The sequence below is a fragment of the Paraburkholderia sp. GW821-FHT02A12 genome (assembly GCF_059422005.1).
Window position 1 is genome coordinate 3219554 of sequence record NZ_JBWKWA010000001.1, and the last position, 17135, is coordinate 3236688.

Below are 17135 nucleotides of genomic sequence, written 5' to 3' on the forward strand. Positions count from 1 at the left end.
CTCATGTTCCTGACACGAGAGGAACTGACGTACCTAACTGGACGTCGTCAGCGGGGTAGTCAGGCGCAGGCACTTCGCGCAATGGGCATCCAGCATCGGATCCGCCCTGACGGCCATATCGTAGTGCTGCGACGGCACGTGGAGCTGCTATTTGGCGCCACAGCCGAACGCAGAACCGCCGTTGAACCTACGCCGAATTGGAGCGCAGCATAATGCCTAAGAAGAGGAACCCTGAAAACCGAGGACTGCCGCCGCGTTGGCGCAGTATTCACGGAGCCTACTACTACCGGGTGCCAGTCGGACTTGAGGATGCCTGGGACGGAAAGAAACAATTTCGGCTAGGCAAGACTCTTCCAGAAGCCTACAGGGTATGGGCCGATCGTCTCGGAGCAATCGACGATGCGAAGACGGTCGGTAACTTGCTAGAGCGCTATGCACTCGAGGTCGTGCCTAAAAAGGAGATCACGACCCAAGCGCACAATGCTGTCGCAATCAAACGGTTACGCGCCGTTCTTGGCGGTATGCCACTCGCATCCATTAAGCCGCGCCACGTTTACCAATACATAGATAAGCGTTCGGCAAAAACCGCGGCAAGGCGCGAGGTCGAAGTGCTGTCTCACGCTTATACAAAAGCCGTGGAGTGGGGATACCTTGACCGGCACCCATTTAAAGGCGAGGTCCGGCTAAGCGGAGAAAAGGCGCGAACACGATATGTCGAAGATTGGGAGATCGTTGAATGTCTTTCTCTGCAGTCACGACGCAACTCAGGCAGTGTGCTCGCGATCCAGGCATACATGCGCATCAAGTTGCTGACAGGGATGCGACGAGGAGACTTGCTTCGTCTGGCAATGTCGGATTTGAGGGCTGACGGCATTCATTTAACACCAGGCAAGACCGAAGGCTCAACCGGAAAGCGCCTTATCATCGAATGGACTGAGGAGTTGCGCGCCGCAGTCGCCGCAGCGAAATCAGTTCGTCCGGTCCTCCTCTCTCCATGGCTATTCTGCAACCGCAAGGGGGAATGCTATTTCAACGATGCAGGACGCGCAGGTGGCTGGGACACGATGTGGCGCAACTTCATGGATCGTGTCCTCACCGAAACAAAGGTAAAGGAGCACTTTACGGAGCACGACCTGCGCGCCAAATGCGCCAGCGACGCGGAGACGCTCGAGCACGCACGGGCCCTCTTGGCTCACGCCGACGGCAAAGTCACGGAAAGGGTCTATCGACGGAAACCGGAACGTGTCAAGCCCCTGCGCTGAGAATTCTATGGCACAGGTCCGATTCTATGGCACAACGGAGGAACGAGAAACGTCCGAACACCTTATGTGGCGGGTGGCGGAGAGACGGGGATTCGAACCCCGGATAGGTTATTAACCTATACACGCTTTCCAGGCGTGCGACTTAAACCGCTCATCCATCTCTCCGGCGGGGAGCCGAATTATAGCAAACTTCGGGCCTTGCGCCACACCCGCCTGCAAAACCCCTTACGGATGCCGGATGTAGTCCACCAGCGCCCGCGTATAAGCATCCGGTTTCCGGTCGATCAAACTCGCGCCGATCGCCACCAGAAACCCGGCCGGCACGCCAAACACGCCCGAGCTGATCGGCTCGATTCCGAACCACCGCGCGCCCGCGAAGCCCGTCATCTGCGTGAAGAACGGATACGTCGACACGATGTAGTAAATGCACACCACCAGCCCCGCCACCATCCCCGCTACGGCGCCAAGGCGCGTGGTGCGCTTCCAGAACACGCCCAGCACCAGCACTGGAAACAGACTCGACGCCGCCAGCGAAAACGCCGCGCCCACCAGAAACAGAATATTCCCCGTATTCAGCGACGCCACATATGACGCGAACAGCGCCACCCCCAGCAGCAGAATCTTCGAGATCGTCACGCGACGCTGGCTCGATGCCGACGGATCGACCATGTGATAGTAGACGTCGTGCGATAACGCATTGGCGATCGTCAGCAGCAGACCATCCGCGGTCGAAAGCGCCGCGGCCAGCGCGCCCGCCGCGATCAGCCCGGACATCACATACGGCAGCCCCGCGATCTCCGGCGCGGCCAGCACCACCATGTCCGGCTGCATCTGGATCTCGCTCCAGCGCACAATGCCGTCGCCGTTCGTATCGGCAAGGCTGATCAGACTCGGCTCGACCTTGCGCCATTGCGTCAGCCATTGCGGCAAATCGGCGAAGTGATGACCGACCAGATTGCTCAGCATCTCGTACTTGATCAGCACTGCGAGCACCGGCACCGTCAGATAAAACAGCGCGACGAAGAACAGCGTCCAGCCGACCGAGCGCCTCGCGGAAGCCACCGAGGTCGTCGTGTTGTAGCGCGTGAGGATATGCGGCAGACTCGCCGTGCCGAGCGACAGACATAACAGCAGCGACAGAAAATTGCGCTCATGGGTGCGCCGGTCCTCATCGCTCGTCGCGGGAAACGGTTCATGCATCGGCACCGGCGCGGCGGCACGCATCAGCATCTCGTCGCGGCGCTGGGTCCAGACGATCTGCGCGGCGGCGGCATCGTGTGGAAACTGTTCGAGCGCCCGCTCGCGCTCCTTGATCTCGCGCAGCGGACCGTTGTGGCGCCGCAAGTCCGCCACTTCCTGTGTGAGCCGCTGCTTCTCGTCGACGAACGACTGCGGCAACGTATCGAGGCGCGTCTGCATCAGCGCTGCGCGCCGCCGATAGTCGTCGCGTACGGTTTGCTCGAGAGGCGCGTCGCGCACCTGCTTCTCCAATCCTTCCACGCGCTCCATCAGGCGGCCGTAGTTGAACTGCGGCACCCAGCCGAGGCCGTCCTTATGCGCGATCATCGACACCGGAATCAGAATCGCCGCGATCAGGATGATGTATTGCGCGACCTGGGTCCACGTCACAGCCCGCATACCGCCCAGAAACGAGCACACCAGAATGCCAGCCAGTCCGCAGAAAATGCCGACGGCGAAATCGACGCCGATAAAACGTGTCGCAATCAGACCGACGCCCTGAATCTGCGCGACCAGATAAACGAACGAGCACAGGATCGCCGCCAACGCCGCGAGCCCACGCACGGCGTTGCTCGAAAACCGGGTGCCGAGAAAATCGGGAATCGTGTAGCGCGCGAGCTTGCGCACGTAAGGCGCAAGCAGAAACGCGACGAGGCAGTAGCCGCCGGTCCAGCCCATCACGTACGCGAGACCGTCATATCCCGTCGCATAGATCGACCCGGCGAGGCCGATGAAGGAGGCCGCGGACAGCCAGTCGGCGGCGGTCGCCATGCCGTTGAAGGCGGACGGCACGCGCCGCCCCGCGACGTAGTATTCGACCAGATCGGACGTGCGCGACAGCAAGCCGATCACCGCATACACCGCGATCGGCACGAACAGGAACACATAGCCGATCCACACGCCGGGACCCCTGGTGCGCTCGATGCGCCACATCACATAGATGAATAGCAGGAAGCCAAGCGTATAGAGCGCGTACGAGCGGATCAGCCGATGCGTGAGCTTCATCAGTTTCCGCGCGCGCTGGAATCGGCGCCGGCATCGGTATCGAGAGCGCGTTGCAACTGTCGGTCGGCGCGCTGCATCAGCACGATATAGACGACGATCAACGCCACATACACGAGAATCGCCCCTTGCGCGCCGAAGTAGAACGGCAATCTGAAGCCGCCGATGCGCACCTGCGCCAACGCCGGCGCCACCAGCGGCACGACGAACGACACGACGAAGCCCAAGGTCATCAACGTCACGATCAGCGTGATATTGAAGCGCCAGTACTTCTGATGCGCGCGCGCCATCGCTGCCGAGACCGCTGGCGGTTCGGGCGCTGGATTGAGCGTAGCGTGAGAGGAGTGATGCGGCGCGGCCATGCGCCTATGTACCAAAAAGCCACCGGGCAGGCAATCGGGATTGTCCGCGCGGTGGCTTCAATGAACTGGCCTGGGTGCTCGATACTGGCAGTCGATCGAGGGCGCATGATTGCTTGCGCCCTTGCCGCACTATCCAGGCAACTCGGGCTCAGAGGGACTCGCCGAGTTGATCGAGAATCGCCGGGTTCTCCAGCGTCGACACATCCTGCGTGATGGCCTCGCCCTTCGCGAGCGAACGCAACAGGCGGCGCATGATCTTGCCCGAACGCGTCTTCGGCAGGTTCTCGCCGAAGCGGATGTCTTTCGGCTTGGCGATCGGACCGATCTCCTTGCCGACCCACGCGCGCAATTCGTTGGCGAGCTTCACCGCTTCCTCGCCTTCCGGACGCGCGCGTTTGAGCACGACAAATGCGCACACGGCTTCGCCGGTCGTATCGTCGGGGCGTCCGACCACGGCCGCCTCGGCGACGAACGGGTTCGACACCAGCGCCGACTCGATCTCCATCGTGCCGAGGCGGTGGCCGGACACGTTGAGCACGTCGTCGATACGGCCCATGATCGTGAAGTAGCCGGTTTCCTTGTCGCGCACTGCGCCGTCGCCGGCGAGATATAGCTTGCCGCCGAGTTCTTCGGGGAAGTAGCTCTTCCTGTAGCGGTCCGGATCGCCCCACACGTTGCGCAACATCGACGGCCACGGCCGCTTCACCACCAGAATGCCGCCCTGCCCGTTCGGCACGTCCTGACCGGTTTCATCGACGACCGCTGCCATGATGCCCGGCAGCGGCAGCGTGCACGAACCCGGCACGAGCGGCGTGGCGCCCGGCAGCGGCGCGATCATGTGGCCGCCGGTTTCGGTTTGCCACCACGTATCGACGATCGGGCAACGGCTGCCGCCGACGTTCTCGTGATACCAGACCCACGCTTCCGGATTGATCGGCTCGCCGACCGTGCCGATCACGCGCAGCGTCGACAGGTCGTAGCTCTTCGGATGCACTTTCGGGTCCGCTTCGGCGGACTTGATCAGCGAGCGGATCGCCGTGGGCGCCGTATAGAACAGCGAGACCTTGTGCCTGGCGATCATGTCCCAGAAGCGGCCGGCGTTCGGATAGGTCGGCACGCCTTCGAACACGACCTGGGTGCCGCCAAGCGTCAACGGCCCGTACCCGATGTAGCTATGCCCGGTGATCCAGCCGATGTCTGCGGTACACCAGAACACATCCGTGGGCTTCCAGTCGAAGGTCCACTTCAGGGTCTGCGCGGCCCACAGCAGAAAGCCGCCGGTGCTGTGCTGGACGCCCTTCGGCTTGCCGGTCGAACCGGACGTATAGAGTATGAAGAGCGGATGCTCGGCGCCGACCCACTCGGGCGCGCACTGATCCGACTCGGCCCGCATGACTTCGTGCATCCACAGGTCGCGGCTTTCGTTCCACGCGATCTTGCCGCCGGTGCGCTGGTAGACGATCACGCTCTTGACCGCTTCGCAGCCGCCCATGGCGATGGCTTCGTCGGCGATGTTCTTCAGCGGCAGCGCTTTGCCGCCGCGCATCTGTTCGTCGGAAGTGACGAGCGCGACCGCGCCTACGTCCACCAGCCGCTCGTTCAGCGACTTCGATGAAAAGCCGCCGAACACTACCGAATGCGTCGCGCCGATTCGCGCACACGCCTGCATCGCGACGATACCTTCGATCGACATCGGCATATAGATCACGACGCGATCGCCCTTCTTCACGCCGCGCTTCTTCAGCGCGTTCGCAAAGCGCGACACGCGTTGCAGCAGATCGTTATACGTGACGTTGGTGACGGTGCCGTCGTCGGCTTCGAAGATCACCGCGACGCGCTCGCCGTTGCCGGCTTCGACGTGACGGTCGATGCTGTTATACGAAGCGTTCAGCTGGCCGTCTTCGAACCACGCATAGAACGGCGCGTTCGATTCGTCGAGCACCTTCGTGAAGGGCTTGTGCCAGCTGAGCGTCTCGCGGGCGAGGCGCCCCCAGAAACCTTCGTAATCGCGTTCCGCTTCGGCGGCAAGCGCCCGGTACGCGTCCATGCCCGAAATCGCCGCACCGGCCGCTGCTTCAGCGGAGGGCGGGAAAACGCGGCGTTCCTGAAGAACCGATTCAATCGCAGACATCGACAACCCCTTGGTGAAGATGAAACGTAAAACCTGTGCCGGCGCGCCAGTGACGCGCCATGTCATGGTGACGCCGTACAGCACGGCGCCTTGTCTCCAACCCTCGTGCCCGGCCGAATAGGCCGCAGCACAGCAAGCCATCCGCTTGAACGCGCATCCATGCTGCGCCGCAGCATGGATGCGCGTTCACTGAAATGTCCGCTCTTGCAGCAAAGATAAGCGTCGCAACTTACCGGCCACTTACGCGAGCGGCATCGAGTTGCCAGCGAAAACCCCAATGCGTTCAAGCCGTTCAACGTTCAAGCAATTCATGTACCGCATGCTACGCGCTACTTTCCATTCATGCGTTCAGACCGGCCCACGGCAACGCATGGCAATCATCACGTGTGCCGCCGCGGCGCGCCGCCCGCGCCGGCATTCACGCTGGCGAATGCACCCTTTTACAATGCTAACTGAACTAGCCGTCCGGATTCCAGCTTGAAATCGCGCGGTGCTGCCGGTGGCCGCGGCGATTTACCGCATCGTCTTTCTCGACGAGCGGCCGACACTCGCGCACGGTATTGCGCTCGCCTGCGTGGTCGCGGGAATCGGTCCCGCGAGTCTGAGGATCAAACGCGCGCCGCCGGTGGCCTCGTGAGTTTCGAGGTCCGCGAAGACCCCGCGAGGCATCGTCCGCCCGCCCATCCTGCCCGTGCCGTCACGGCAAATTCAGGAGGCGCTGTACAATAGCGCGCCTGGCGCGAGTTTTCCGGCCCGCCCGGGCCGTTCACCGCGCCGTCCGCGCTTGGCCTAGGTGCTTTGCCGCGTGCCTGATCCGGCCGTTGGGCCTGAGCGCCAAGCCGGTGCATTTAATCCGCGTATCTAATCCGCATTCCATCACCTGCGCCTCATCCGACTCTAGCCTATGTCCGCCACGCGACCCGACTTTGCCCGTCAGCGCCGTCCGATGCGCCCGCTGCCCGTCATCATCTTCATGAGCCGCTGGCTGCAAGTGCCGCTCTATCTGGGCCTGATCGTCGCCCAGGCTGTATACGTAGTGCTGTTCCTGAAAGAAGTCTGGCATCTCGTCTCGGCTTCGATGACGCTCGACGAAACCAGCATCATGCTGGTCGTGCTCGGCCTGATCGACGTGGTGATGATCTCGAACCTGCTGATCATGGTGATCATCGGCGGGTATGAAACTTTCGTATCGCGCCTCGGCGTGGAGGGTCATCCGGACGAACCGGAATGGCTCGACCACGTGAACGCCGGCGTGCTGAAAGTAAAACTGTCGATGGCGCTGATCAGCATCTCGTCGATCCATCTGCTGAAGACCTTCATCAGCCCTGACCAGAATTCGACGCACGCCGTCATGTGGCAGGTGATCATTCACGTCGCGTTCCTCGTCTCGGCACTGGTAATGGCGCTGGTCGACCGCCTCACCACGCACACGCATCCCAAACATTTTCAGGAACCCGCGGCATTGCATGTTGTGAGTTCACTCAGTTCACACGATTCCACTCCCCTGAAGGCGCACGACTGACCGCATAGCCCGCGACCAGAAAACAAGCGCCACTGTCCCCACTGAGCTAGCCATGACCGTCATCAAACAGGAAGATCTGATTCAGAGCATTGCTGATTCGCTTCAGTACATCAGCTACTACCACCCGCTCGATTACATCCAGGCCCTGGGCCGCGCGTACGAACTCGAACAGAGTCCGGCCGCGAAGGACGCAATCGCGCAGATCCTGACCAACAGCCGCATGTGCGCCGAAGGCAAGCGGCCGATCTGCCAGGACACCGGCATCGTCACGGTGTTCGTGAAGGTCGGTATGGACGTGCGTTGGGACGGTGCGACGATGGGCGTCACCGAGATGATCAACGAAGGCGTGCGCCGCGGTTATCTGAACCCGGACAATGTGCTGCGCGCCTCGATCGTGAGCCCGCCTGAAGGCGCGCGCAAGAATACGAAAGACAACACGCCGGCCGTGATCCACTACGAGATCGTGCCGGGCGACAAGGTCGACGTGCAGGTCGCAGCCAAGGGCGGCGGCTCGGAGAACAAGTCGAAGTTCGCGATGCTGAACCCGTCGGACTCGATCGTCGACTGGATCCTGAAGACCGTGCCGACCATGGGCGCCGGTTGGTGCCCGCCGGGCATGCTGGGTATCGGCATCGGCGGCACCGCCGAGAAAGCGATGGTGATGGCCAAGGAATCGCTGATGGATCCGATCGACATCCAGGACGTGATCGCACGCGGCCCGAAAGACTGGATCGAAGAACTGCGCGTCGAACTGCACGAGAAGGTCAACGCGCTGGGTATCGGCGCACAAGGCCTCGGCGGTCTCGCCACGGTGCTCGACGTGAAGATCATGGCCGCGCCGACGCACGCCGCGTCGAAGCCGATCGCGATCATCCCGAACTGCGCCGCCACGCGCCACGCGCACTTCACGCTGGACGGCTCGGGCGTCGCCAGGCTCGAAGCGCCGTCGCTCGACGCATGGCCGAAAGTACAGTGGGAACCGAACACCGAAACCAGCAAGCGCGTCGACCTGAACACGCTGACGCCGGAAGAAGTCGCCGGCTGGAAGCCGGGCCAGACGCTGCTGCTGTCAGGCAAGATGCTGACGGGCCGCGACGCCGCGCACAAGCGCATCGCCGACATGCTGGCCAAGGGCGAAAAGCTGCCGGTCGACTTCACGAACCGCGTGATCTACTACGTCGGCCCGGTCGATCCGGTGCGCGACGAAGCAGTCGGCCCGGCCGGCCCCACCACCGCCACGCGGATGGACAAATTCACCGAGACGATGTTGTCGCAAACCGGTCTCATTTCGATGATCGGCAAGGCCGAGCGCGGCCCGGTCGCGATCGAGGCGATCAAGAAGCACAATGCCGCGTATCTGATGGCCGTGGGCGGCGCTGCCTACCTCGTGTCGAAAGCGATTCGCAGCGCGAAGGTTCTCGCGTTCGAAGACCTCGGCATGGAAGCGATCTACGAGTTCGACGTGCAGGACATGCCAGTGACGGTTGCGGTCGATTCGAACGGCACGTCCGTGCACCAGACCGGCCCGAAGGAGTGGCAAGCAAAGATCGGTAAGATTCCAGTCGCGACGGTTTGATTCGCTGCTAACGCCTGTCACGTGTATCGAAAAGCCGGGGCCGCGGTCCCGGCTTTTTCGTGACTGCGGCAAACACGGCGCGTGAGGCTGGAAACAATGTCAAAAGATGCATCCGTTTTCTTGGCTTTTTCAGGTCTGGCGTTTATTGTTGTTGAAAATTTAAAGCCCCAATAAGGAATCATCATGCAAGGCGACAAAAAAGTTATCGAGTATCTGAACGCTCAGTTGAAGAACGAGCTGACCGCCATCAATCAATACTTCCTGCACGCTCGGATGTATAAGCACTGGGGCCTCGAAAAACTCGGCAAGCATGAATACGACGAATCGATCGGCGAAATGAAGCACGCCGACTGGCTGATCGAACGCATTTTCATGCTCGACGGCCTGCCGAACCTGCAAGACCTGCACAAGCTGCTGATCGGCGAGGAAACCAAGGAAATCCTCGAATGCGATCTGAAGCTCGAACAGATTTCGCAAGGCACCTGCAAAGAAGCGATCGTGTATTGCGAATCGGTTCGCGATTTCATCTCGCGTGAAATCTTCGTCAAGATTCTCGACGACACCGAAGAGCATATCGACTGGCTCGAAACGCAACTCGACCTGATCGACAAGGTCGGCATTCAAAACTACCAGCAAACGGCAATGGGTTCGGTCGAGTCCTGATCGAACCAGGTTGGAAAGCCCGCTCGCGTGCTCATGTCCGCGCTCATACGCCAGACCATGTGTCATGGCTGTGCGCTGCGCGGGCGATATACTGGCGTGCTTTCCTACGCATTTTCCCGCGTGCTTCACCATTTTCGCGACTTTTCCCTGACCGCCGTGCCGCGAGCGTCCTCTTCGCCTATGCCTACAGAATCGCCTTCTTCGGCTGCTCCGCTTGCCGGTGCCGGCTTGCGTGCACCGGTCGGTATTTTCGATTCGGGCCTCGGTGGATTGTCGGTACTGCGTGCGGTGCGCGCGCAACTGCCTGACGAAGCGATCCTGTATGTCGCCGACTCGCAGTACGCGCCCTACGGCGAACGCGACGACGATTTCATCGCCGACCGCACCCTCGCGATCGGCGAATGGCTAGTCAAGCAAGGTGCGAAAGTGCTGGTGGTCGCGTGCAATACGGCGACCGCGCAGTCGATCGCACTGGTCCGCGAAAAGCTGCCGATTCCGCTAGTGGGCGTGGAGCCCGGCGTCAAACCGGCCGCGCTGCAATCGAAAACGCGCGTCGCGGGCGTGCTGGCCACGCAAGTCACCTTGCGCAGCGCCCGCTTTCAGGCTCTGCTCGAACGCTACGCCGAGGATTGCCGCTTTCTGTGCCAGCCGGGCCACGGGCTGGTGCAGGCGGTGGAACGCTGCGACGTGAATTCGGCCGAATTGCGCGCGCTGCTGCGCGGCTATCTGCAGCCCATGCTGGACGCCGGCGCCGATACGCTGGTGCTCGGCTGTACCCACTACCCTTTTCTCGATGCGGCGATCCGCGACATCGTCGGCGACCGGCTGACGCTGATCGATACGAGCATCGCGATTGCGCGCCAGCTGGAGCGGGTGCTCGACCAGCACGGCCTGCGCGCCGCCCCGCAAAACGGCAGTGCTCTGCCCCGTTTTTATTCGACCGGCGATGGCGCTCACCAGCAACAACTCACCACCACCCTGCTGCATATTGACGCGGCGGTCGAACAGGTGCTGATCCCATCTCGCCGTACCGCAGCGCCGGATTCCCAGCCGGCCTGACCGATGTCCGCTTAGAGCCCCGCCTGGCGCCGCGCCGGGGGCTTTCTTGCCGCGTTTCCCCTTTTTCGGCCGTTTGCGCCCCGTCGCCTCCGTAGACGAAACCCTTCTAACAGTCTGGTTTTGTTACAAAAATTCCCGCAGGACGCTTGCCAAACGCCTCAAACAAAATGATAATAATTCGCATTAACGTTAGCTATGACGCCCTACCATGATTGTCTGTGTCTGCAAGTCTGTTTCTGACCGAAAGATCCGTGCCTCGATCGCGGATGGCGTCGATTCATTCGACGAGCTCCAGTTCGAACTGGGCGTCGCCTCCTGCTGCGGCAAGTGCGCGGACTCCGTGCGCGACCTCATGATGCAAAGCGGCATCTGCGCGAGCCGCTGCGGCTTCGAGCATCACCCGCAAGCGATGCCGCTGACGTTTTACGAACGCAAGGCGGCCTGAAGCCACATCCACCGCGCGGCCCATGCCGCGCCAGAAGCGCTTATTGCTCGTCTATCGCTCGTTTGTCGCTCGTTTGTCGCCCCGCTTCGCCGCCTCACCCTGCTTCAAACGCTGCTTCACGCGTTATCCCACTGCCGTCAGCAAGCCAGTACCCGTACCAGCCAGCTACCCGCCTCCCCGTTAAAAGGAGCTTGAGATGGAATTGCTGATCGGTTTCGTGACTACTTTGTGCATTTCGCTGCTGATCTTCCGAACATGACGCTGTCTTGTCTGACGTGCTGTATCGACGGCGCGCCGCCACGCTAACATGCAGGCTTCGCATACCGTCTCAGCCGGCGCCGCGCCGGCCGCTTCCGTCCGAATGAATTCCCGCGCCTTGAGCGTGACTGCCGCGGTGGTCGCGATTCACGTCGCGCTGCTCGCCGTCGCGCTCACCCTGCGCAACGAACCCGTCGTACGGCCGATCGAGTCGCGCACCATGACGGCCGAGTTGCTGAGCCCCGCACCGGTCGCGGCGCCCGTCGCGCTGCAGTCGATCGCGCCGCCGCCCAAACCGACGCCGCCGGTTCACACCAAACCGAAGCTTCAGCCGAAGCCCACGCCAACGCCCAAACCGGCGCCTACGCCGCTGCCGCAGGCCGCCGCGCCGTCGCCGACGCCGGTCGCAGCGCCCGATCCGGCTCCACCCGCACCCGCAGCGCCGGCGGCACCCGCCGCTCAGGCCACGCCAGCGATCGGCCGTCAGACGATGGAGATCACCGCGCCGAAGAACGTCTCGCACCTCGACTGCAATATCGCCAAGCCGGAATACCCGTCGCTGTCCAAGCGGCGCGGCGAAACCGGCACCGCGTATGTGAAATTCGTAGTGGGCCTGACTGGCAAGCTCGAAAACATCGAACTGAAGAAGAGCAGCGGCTTTAGCCGTCTCGACGACGCCGCGCTCGCCGCCGTGCGTGCGAGCGCCTGCAAACCCTATCTCGAGAACGGCCAGCCGATTCGGGCCGCGTACACCCAGCCTTACGACTTCAATCTGAACGATTGAGGCAGATTTCAAAGAAAAAGGAATTGCAATGCAAAACTACGGATTGGCGCACGTTTGGGCGCAAGGGGATTTTGTGACGCGCGGTATCGCGCTCGCGCTGTTGATCATGTCCGTGATGTCGTGGAGCGTGATCGTCATCAAGGGCTGGAACGTGATACGGCTGAAGCGTCTCACGAAGAATGCCGAGCAGGCGTTCTGGCATTCGGACGATCTCGCCGACGGCGTGAAAAAGCTCGGCGCGGAATCGTCGAAGCCGCAGGACAACCCGTTCCTCGCGCTGGCGCTGTCGGGCCAGGAAGCGGCCGACCACCATCATCAGACGCAACCGCATCTGCACGACCGCATGGATGTGTCGGACTGGGTCACGCGCTGCCTGAAAGACACGATGGACGAAAGCGTGGCGCGCATGCAGAGCGGTCTCGCGATTCTCGCGTCGATCGGCAGCACGGCGCCGTTCGTCGGCCTGTTCGGCACGGTGTGGGGCATTTATCACGCGCTGCTGGCGATCGGTGCGAGCGGTCAGTCGTCGATCGATCAAGTGGCTGGTCCGGTCGGCGAAGCGCTGATCATGACCGCGTTCGGCCTGTTCGTCGCGATTCCGGCCGTGCTCGGCTACAACGCATTGACGCGCGCCAACAAGGCGATTGTCGCCAAGCTGAGCCGCTTTGCGCACGGCCTGCACGCGTTCTTCGTGACGGGCGCCCGTCTGTCGTCGTCCAGGCGCGGCGACGGTCTGCGCCTCGCCACGCGCGTCAACTGATCAGCGAGGCACTCCGATGGCAATGAGCCCCTTCGCCGGCGAAGATGACGACGGCCTGATGAACGAAATCAACATGACGCCGCTCGTCGACGTCATGTTGGTTCTCCTGATCGTCTTCATGGTGACGATTCCGGTGATCCGTCACGCGGTCAAGATCGATCTGCCGCATGCGAGCAGCCAGAAAGAAGACACCAAGCCCGCGCAGATCCCGGTTTCGATCGACGCGGACGGCAATGTGTCGTGGGACCAGCAAAAGGTCGACGAAGCAACGCTGCACGCAAAGATCGCCCAGGCCGCGCAAGCGAACCCGCAGCCGGAATTGCATCTGGATGCGGACCGCAAGGTCGCGTATGAGAAAGTGGCTGAGGTGATGTCGGCGGCACAGGCCGGCGGCCTGACCAAGATCGGCTTCGTTACCCAGCCCAAGGCCAAATGAAGCCCGATAAGCGCGAGGTAAAACGCTGTTAAGCAGCGCCTGCCGAAGAACAGAAAAGCCCTTGTTTCAAGGGCTAAAAGTAAAAGGCCCTCATCGTCAGATGAAGGCCTTTTTTTGTGCGCACTCGGCGCCTTCGGGCGGCGGGTTCACTTGCCATCGGAATGATAGCCGGAGCCATCGCATGCGACAGCCGTGGTCGACACGGACAGCGCGGTCAGCCCTATCAGGCCGGCTATGATAGCGGCCATGAGTTTCCGCATAAGAGACTCCTTAGCGAAGGGATTTCAATATATGCCTGTGAGCGCGCGCATTCAAGTGACCAGCCATTGAAAGTACTCATGACAAACGGCGCTTAAATGCTAAAAGCGATGCCGTACCGCGCAAGAAGTGCTATGACGCGACGGCCAGAACCTGCTGCGCGCCGGTCTTCTTTTCCTCGCGCGCCGGGCATTCGCCCGCGATGTGTTTACCGTCGTCCGGGTCCAGCATCTCGACCAGATAGTCGACGAACGCGCGCACCGCCGGCACCATCCCCTGCCGCGACACGAATACGGCATACAACTGCGGCGTCGGCAAGGTCCAGCCGGGCATGACTGGCGACAACTGCCCTGCTCGCAGCGCGGCGCCGTACATCATTTCCGGCAGCGCCGCGATGCCGACGCCGGCCAGCACCGCTTCGCGTATGGTCATCAGATCGGCGGTCACCAGACGCGGCTCGTGTTCGTGAGCGTGACGCGCGCCGTCAGGCGAGATCAGGTTGAATACGTGGCGACCGTCGCCGGTCGGCACATCGAGTGTCTCGAAACGGCTCAGGTCAGCGGGCAACAGCGGCGGCGCATTCTGCTGCAACAAGCTCGGCGCACCGACCAGCATCTGCTGCGTCCGCCACAGCGGGCGCACGATGATGTTGGCGTTGTCCGGCGGATCGGAGCGCACGCGCAACGCGACGTCGATCGAATCTTCGAACAGATCGACCACGCGGTTCGTCACGCGCATCACGACGCGCACTTCCGGGTACCGATGCATGAATTCCGGCAGGATCTGCGACAGGATGGTTTGCGAAATGGTCACCGGCACGCTCACACGCACCGTGCCGCGCGGCGACGAGCGCAACTGCTGCACCACGTTCACGGCTGCCTGCGCCTCGCTGAGCATCGCCTGACAATGCTGATAGAACAGCTGCCCGGCTTCGGTCAGCGCCAGCTTGCGGGTGGAGCGCTGCAGCAAACGCACGCCCAGCGACGCTTCCAGTTCGGTCAGCCGGCGCGAAAGCCGCGACTTCGAGATGCCCAGCACGCGCTCGGCGGCGGAAAAACCGCCATGTTCGACGACCTGCGAGAAGTACATCAGGTCATTCAGATTATGTGAATCGATCTTCATCTCATCGTTCCAGTAATAGAACAATCCATTGCGTGACGGTGGCTGGCACCTCGAAAAACGGTCCCTATAATAGCTCCATGTTTCAAAAATAATGCTATTCCCCATTTTTCAAGGTGACTTTGATGAGCACGATCCGCACGATCGAACGCACGTATCCCGCCGTTCGCACGACCGAAGGTGGCGGCTTTATCGTCCACCGACCGTTTCCGACCCGCATGCTGATGGATTTCGACCCGTTCCTGCTGCTCGACGAAATGGGACCGATCGATTACGCGCCCGGCGAGGCCAAAGGCGCACCGGACCATCCGCACCGTGGCTTCGAAACGGTCACCTATGCGCTCGAGGGCCAGTTCGGCCATAAGGATTCAGCAGGCCATTCGGGCACGCTGCGTGCCGGCGACGTGCAATGGATGACCGCGGGCGCCGGCGTCGTGCACAGCGAAATGCCGGATCCGGCGTTTGTCTGCACCGGCGGGCGTGTGCACGGCTTGCAGCTATGGGTGAATCTGCCGCGCCGCGACAAGATGATCGAGCCGCGCTACCAGGAAATGCCGTCGTCGAGCATTCCGGTAGCGACTTCCACGGACGGCAAGGTGCGCGTCAAGGTGATCGCCGGCGAGGCGCTCGGGGTCAAGGCGGCAATCGAAACGCGCACGCCGATCCTGTATCAACATTTCTCGCTGCAACCGGGCGCGACGATTACGCAGCCGGTGCCGGCGGACTATCGCGTGTTCGCCTACGGCCTGTCGGGCAAGGGCTTCTACGGCGAAGGCGAAGCGCGCCAGGAGATCGACGCGCGGAAGATGATCATATTCCAGAACGACGGCGACAGCGTCACGCTCGCAGCCGGCGCCGAGCCGCTCGAAGTGCTGCTGCTCGGCGGCGTACCGCTGAAGGAGCCGGTGGTGCGTTACGGCCCGTTTGTGATGAATACCGAAGATGAAATCCGCCAGGCTGTCACCGACTACCAGGCCGGACGCATGGGCTGCATCACGCATTGATCGGACGCTGCGCGCGCTTGGCCGCACGCGGCAACGCCGCGGCGCTCCTGGCATCGCGTCAAATCGCGCGCCGCCGCGCCGCACCCTGTGGCGCGGACACCGCTAAATTCGTTCACAATAGCGATTCATGCCGCGCGCCGCGCCGTTTAGCCCGCTGTGTAGCCAAACGAGCGCCGGCGCGCGGCGATTTCCGTCCCTGTTCAGGAGCGCGCATGGCAGAGTCCACCGTCACCGCCCACATCGGCTCGACCAATTTCCAGGTTCTTTTCGACGACGGCAAGCACACGTGGCTCGCCGACGAACCCGAGTCGCTGGGTGGTGGTGATCGCGGGCCGGCGCCCATCGCGCTATTGCTGTCGAGCCTCGGCGCCTGCACGTCGATTACGCTGAAGATGTATGCGCAGCGCAAGAGCTGGCCGCTCGCCGGCGTGCGCGTGGGGCTATCGATGGAAACCGGCGACGCCGGCTCGACCATCGAGCGCCGGATCGTGCTGGAGGGCGAGCTATCCGACGAGCAGCGGGAACGGCTTTTGCAAATTGCCAATGCGTGTCCGGTTCACAAGATCCTGACGCATTCGATCACGATCCGCTCGGGACTCGCCGTCGCGTAACGTCGCGCGAGAGCGCGGCGAAACGCGCAAGACCCGGCTGAACAGGGCAGAACGTAATGCAACGCTTTCATAGGAAGCTGTCGTCTTGAATTTCGAACACCTTATCCAGATCAACGATCCGTTGAATCCGTTTGTCGACGCGATGACCCGCGAGCAGTTATGGGAGGGTCTCGTGCTGCGCGCCGAGCAGCCGCAACTGTTTGTGATCGGACTCGACAGTTGCACCATCCTTTCGCGCGAAGGCAACATTCTCGAGCGAGAGCTGCACTACGGCCAGGCCACCGTGCGCGACCGCGTCACGCTGCAGGAAAGCCAGAGCGTGCGCTACGACATTCTGCCGACCGCGGACCATGTCGGCGGCTCGCTGACCATGACCATCGAGCAGCCCGATGAACTGCAGCTGTTCCTGCGCTTCGAATATGCGACCACCCTGCCTGTCTCCGACGACCAGGATGCCGTGCAGACCCAGGAAATCGTCAAGTCGGCGTATCGCGAGAACGACATCGATACCGTCCGGCTAATTCGCCAGTACGTGCAAACGAAGCAGGAACCCGGTTCGTTGCATTGAATTTCCGCGTGCGGGCGCGCACTTCCCGCACGCGCCCGTCAAGAAGGGGGCGGCCACGTCGAAGGCGCGCCCTTAT

Annotated in this window: 17 protein-coding genes, 1 tRNA gene and 1 pseudogene; 14 read left to right on the forward strand and 5 right to left on the reverse strand. The window is 62.1% G+C overall.

The features are described 5' to 3' along the window. Positions 1–3 precede the first annotated feature (3 nt). Positions 4–213, forward strand: a complete 210-nt coding sequence (locus AC07WT_RS14595) for a DUF4224 domain-containing protein (RefSeq protein WP_494948434.1) — start codon at positions 4–6, stop codon at positions 211–213. Next, on the forward strand, positions 213–1262 hold the full coding sequence (locus tag AC07WT_RS14600) for a tyrosine-type recombinase/integrase (protein ID WP_494947559.1): 1050 nt from the start codon (positions 213–215) through the stop codon (positions 1260–1262). The genes AC07WT_RS14595 and AC07WT_RS14600 overlap by 1 nt, the downstream gene beginning before the upstream one ends. Before the next feature lie 74 nt (positions 1263–1336). Here the strand turns inward: AC07WT_RS14600 and AC07WT_RS14605 are convergent. From AC07WT_RS14605 to acs, 4 genes are all read right to left on the reverse strand, one after another. After that, positions 1337–1427, reverse strand: a tRNA-Ser gene (locus AC07WT_RS14605). A gap of 60 nt (positions 1428–1487) precedes the next feature. Then, entirely contained in the window at positions 1488–3506 is a 2019-nt protein-coding gene (locus AC07WT_RS14610; RefSeq protein WP_492595533.1) for a sodium:solute symporter family protein, read from the reverse strand. After that, the gene (locus tag AC07WT_RS14615) at positions 3506–3865 is read right to left on the reverse strand and encodes a DUF4212 domain-containing protein (protein ID WP_492595532.1); all 360 of its coding nucleotides are present in this window, start codon (positions 3863–3865) and stop codon (positions 3506–3508) included. Before AC07WT_RS14615 ends, AC07WT_RS14610 begins: the two co-directional genes overlap by 1 nt. A gap of 148 nt (positions 3866–4013) precedes the next feature. After that, on the reverse strand, positions 4014–5996 hold the full coding sequence (gene acs, locus AC07WT_RS14620; RefSeq protein ID WP_494947560.1) for an acetate--CoA ligase: 1983 nt from the start codon (positions 5994–5996) through the stop codon (positions 4014–4016). A gap of 487 nt (positions 5997–6483) precedes the next feature. Between acs and AC07WT_RS14625 the strand changes: the two are divergent. The 9 genes and pseudogenes from AC07WT_RS14625 to AC07WT_RS14665 all read left to right on the forward strand — a co-directional run. Then, positions 6484–6633: pseudogene (locus AC07WT_RS14625) on the forward strand (DMT family transporter); the annotation flags it as partial. 309 nt (positions 6634–6942) lie between these two features. Then, positions 6943–7518 carry a TIGR00645 family protein gene (locus AC07WT_RS14630; RefSeq protein ID WP_494948435.1) on the forward strand — a complete coding sequence of 192 codons (576 nt, stop codon included), beginning with the start codon at positions 6943–6945 and terminating at the stop codon, positions 7516–7518. 52 nt (positions 7519–7570) lie between these two features. Next, positions 7571–9094, forward strand: a complete 1524-nt coding sequence (locus tag AC07WT_RS14635; RefSeq protein ID WP_494947561.1) for a fumarate hydratase — start codon at positions 7571–7573, stop codon at positions 9092–9094. Positions 9095–9277: 183 nt separating this feature from the next. Then, positions 9278–9757, forward strand: a complete 480-nt coding sequence (bfr, locus tag AC07WT_RS14640) for a bacterioferritin (protein WP_120293330.1) — start codon at positions 9278–9280, stop codon at positions 9755–9757. Positions 9758–9937: 180 nt separating this feature from the next. Next, on the forward strand, positions 9938–10816 hold the full coding sequence (gene murI / locus AC07WT_RS14645; RefSeq protein WP_494947562.1) for a glutamate racemase: 879 nt from the start codon (positions 9938–9940) through the stop codon (positions 10814–10816). Positions 10817–11024: 208 nt separating this feature from the next. Continuing rightward, entirely contained in the window at positions 11025–11261 is a 237-nt protein-coding gene (locus tag AC07WT_RS14650) for a (2Fe-2S)-binding protein (protein ID WP_494947563.1), read from the forward strand. A gap of 307 nt (positions 11262–11568) precedes the next feature. After that, on the forward strand, positions 11569–12303 hold the full coding sequence (locus AC07WT_RS14655; RefSeq protein WP_494947564.1) for an energy transducer TonB: 735 nt from the start codon (positions 11569–11571) through the stop codon (positions 12301–12303). 28 nt (positions 12304–12331) lie between these two features. Beyond that, entirely contained in the window at positions 12332–13063 is a 732-nt protein-coding gene (locus AC07WT_RS14660; protein WP_492595526.1) for a MotA/TolQ/ExbB proton channel family protein, read from the forward strand. 16 nt (positions 13064–13079) lie between these two features. After that, positions 13080–13499, forward strand: a complete 420-nt coding sequence (locus AC07WT_RS14665) for an ExbD/TolR family protein (RefSeq protein WP_494947565.1) — start codon at positions 13080–13082, stop codon at positions 13497–13499. A gap of 390 nt (positions 13500–13889) precedes the next feature. On the opposite strand, the gene AC07WT_RS14670 is transcribed toward AC07WT_RS14665, so the two are convergent. Further along, positions 13890–14879 carry a LysR family transcriptional regulator gene (locus tag AC07WT_RS14670; protein ID WP_494947566.1) on the reverse strand — a complete coding sequence of 330 codons (990 nt, stop codon included), beginning with the start codon at positions 14877–14879 and terminating at the stop codon, positions 13890–13892. Between the two features lie 122 nt (positions 14880–15001). Between AC07WT_RS14670 and AC07WT_RS14675 the strand changes: the two genes are divergently transcribed. The 3 genes from AC07WT_RS14675 to AC07WT_RS14685 all read left to right on the forward strand — a co-directional run bounded on the left by AC07WT_RS14675 (position 15002) and on the right by AC07WT_RS14685 (position 17059). After that, positions 15002–15880: a pirin family protein gene (locus AC07WT_RS14675; RefSeq protein ID WP_494947567.1), complete on the forward strand. Its 879-nt coding sequence runs from the start codon at positions 15002–15004 to the stop codon at positions 15878–15880. A 212-nt stretch (positions 15881–16092) separates the two neighbouring features. Continuing rightward, a complete protein-coding gene (locus AC07WT_RS14680) occupies positions 16093–16491 on the forward strand; it encodes an OsmC family protein (RefSeq protein ID WP_492595522.1) in 399 nt (132 codons plus the stop codon). Positions 16492–16576: 85 nt separating this feature from the next. Beyond that, complete coding sequence (locus AC07WT_RS14685; protein WP_494947568.1) at positions 16577–17059, forward strand: SRPBCC family protein; 483 nt, start codon at positions 16577–16579, stop codon at positions 17057–17059. Positions 17060–17135: the final 76 nt, after the last annotated feature.